Source organism: Brachyspira sp. (assembly GCF_050873525.1).
Lineage (GTDB): Bacteria > Spirochaetota > Brachyspiria > Brachyspirales > Brachyspiraceae > Brachyspira.
Genome location: NZ_JBNMIZ010000301.1, coordinates 1 through 2,426, shown reverse-complemented (window position 1 = coordinate 2,426; position 2,426 = coordinate 1). Strand labels below are relative to the sequence as shown.

General features: G+C 23.7%; 4 protein-coding genes. 1 reads left to right on the top strand and 3 read right to left on the bottom strand.

Translation table 11 applies throughout. The features are described from left to right. The 3 genes from ACR0QS_RS12805 to ACR0QS_RS12795 form a co-directional block, all read right to left on the bottom strand. The coding region (locus ACR0QS_RS12805; protein ID WP_432633839.1) for a hypothetical protein at nt 1-551 on the bottom strand (551 nt) is incomplete at its 3' end. 143 nt (nt 552-694) lie between these two features. Further along, on the bottom strand, nt 695-1,246 hold the full coding sequence (locus ACR0QS_RS12800; RefSeq protein ID WP_432633838.1) for a class I SAM-dependent methyltransferase: 552 nt from the start codon (nt 1,244-1,246) through the stop codon (nt 695-697). A gap of 2 nt (nt 1,247-1,248) precedes the next feature. Then, the gene (locus ACR0QS_RS12795) at nt 1,249-1,398 is read right to left on the bottom strand and encodes a hypothetical protein (protein WP_432633837.1); all 150 of its coding nucleotides are present in this window, start codon (nt 1,396-1,398) and stop codon (nt 1,249-1,251) included. 71 nt (nt 1,399-1,469) lie between these two features. Between ACR0QS_RS12795 and ACR0QS_RS12790 the strand changes: the two genes are divergently transcribed. Continuing rightward, nucleotides 1,470-2,426 (top strand): P-loop NTPase fold protein (locus tag ACR0QS_RS12790; RefSeq protein ID WP_432633836.1); only part of this gene is annotated, 957 nt, incomplete at its 3' end.

Below are 2,426 nucleotides of genomic sequence, written 5' to 3'. Positions count from 1 at the left end.
ATTTTATATTGAAAATCAATTTTATCTAAAATATCATCAAAAGTATTCATAATATTAGGTGTTTTACTTAATTCTTTTAAATATGCTTCTCTCTCGTCAATAGACAATACGGAAGCTTTTTTGCTTTTATTATTAAAATTAGTTAAATAATTTTTTATCAATTTTTTTAATTCCAAAATATAAGAACATTCATGTTCTTTATAACCACTATTATAACCTCTAATACTAGTCATAAGTGTTTCACCAACATTAAGTTTATAAACTTCTTTTTTATCTAAATCATATTTACAAAAATCGTGATAAGCATTTATATATATTACTTCAGATTCTAAAAAATCATTTTTATCCTGTGGTGGAATAAATCTATTATCATCTTTGTCTATATATTCTTCATTTTCATTTGATAAATGCCTTATACCACGACATATAATTTCTAATAATTGACTTTTACCAGAACCATTTTTACCTATTACAATTGCAAAATCTGGTATATTTTTCCATTCAAACCCTTTTGGTATTGATAAATATTGGTTGTGTAAATAAAAATGCATAATTCTATCCCTAGTAATTTATACTAACTTATATTATCGGCATTTTATTTCAAAATTTAATAACTAATACTAATTATTTAATCATAAAATTTTCTCTTATTAAACTAACATAACCTAAATTATATATTATTTTTATAAAAAAATCAAATTTTATAACTAATCGCCACTAAATACCACTTATCCACAGTATTTATATCTATATCACAAAACCCGTTCCTATTCAAATAAAAATATATAAGCCGTTTATTATAGCCCGATTTATGAACATCCCAATATTTTGTCTTTGTATCTTTATCGTTAATATCGCATTCTCTCTGCCAACCATATAATCCAGCTACGCCATGAGAAAAATTTGACCATTTATTATTAAAATTTTCTTCGTCAAAGATTGCATTTTTGAATTGTTCTATATGAAAATCTAAATCTGGACAAATTATATGTAATTTCCCTCGAGATTTTAACGCTTTATGCCAATCCTTTAGCGTTTCATTAAATTCCGTGTAAGTCAAATGTTCGACCATATGCCTTGAATATATTTCGCCGACATTTTTACAATATTTTGATAATTCCCAAGCCTTGCAAATAATTTTAGCGGTTTTCGTCCTTCGTATATCGCAACCTATATAACCTTCTTTATAATCATCTCCACAACCCATATAAATTTTACCTGCAACATTTTTAGAATTAAAAAACATAGTCACTCCTTAATAACCCTCAAAATATAAACCATAAACTGCCCGTTATAATCTTTTATCAACTTCATTTTATCCTCGCTTAAAGTTCCCGTAATCAATCCGTTTTTGTCTATAGAATATGTATCTTCGCCGTATTGATCTATCACTTCCAAATTATATTTTTATATTGACTTTTTATATATTTGTTTTATTATAATAATGCAAGAGTATTGGGGATTTAATTATGTATGAGATTATTTTAGAAACTATTAAAAGTTATATAACTGAAAAAAATACGGATTACGCTATATTATTAGATGGCGATTGGGGAACTGGAAAAACCCATTTTGTAAAAAATATTTTGTTATCTGCTATTAACAAAATTGATTTTGATGATAGTAATAAATTTGATTATGTTTATATATCAGCGGCTGGTATAAATAATATAGAACAGTTCATTAATGATATATATTATTCTCTTACCATTAAGAAATTATCAAATAGTAATGATATGTATAATAAACTCTATAAAAAACTTTATAACAATAGAAAAATAATCAAATCTATTACGAGTATAATGCCAGAAGGGGAAAAACTATGTCAAATTATCTCTGATATATCTGGTGTTGTTATAAAAGAATTAACATTTTTAGATATTGTTATCATAATAGATGATATAGAAAGAATATCGAATTATTTAGAAATAGATGATTTTTTATATAGAATATTCGATAATTTTTTGCCAAAAGGAATAAAAATATTATTTGTCGGAAATGAAAATGAAATACGCAGTAATAGTAATGATAAAAAATCTAATTATTTTAGAATAAAGGAAAAAGTTATAAAGCATACTATAAATATTTATGACATAGATAAAAATATATTTATGCAAATTATTAATAATATATTTGAGGAAATAGAAAAATATAAAGATGGCAAATACAATTTTTATACATATTCAACAATTGATGCTCACAAAGCTGGGTTAATAGAGATATTTTTTAAAAAAAAGTGTTTTAATATAAGAGTATTCCTCTCATATTTAGACCTATCAAAAAAACTATTTGAGATAAAAGAATTACCAAAAAATAATTACTCATTTGAACAAATATTATTAAAATTACTTTCTATTTTGATTGAAATAAGAAATAACGATGAAGATAAAGTAAATAATATACATGAGAATGATAAAGATGAAGAT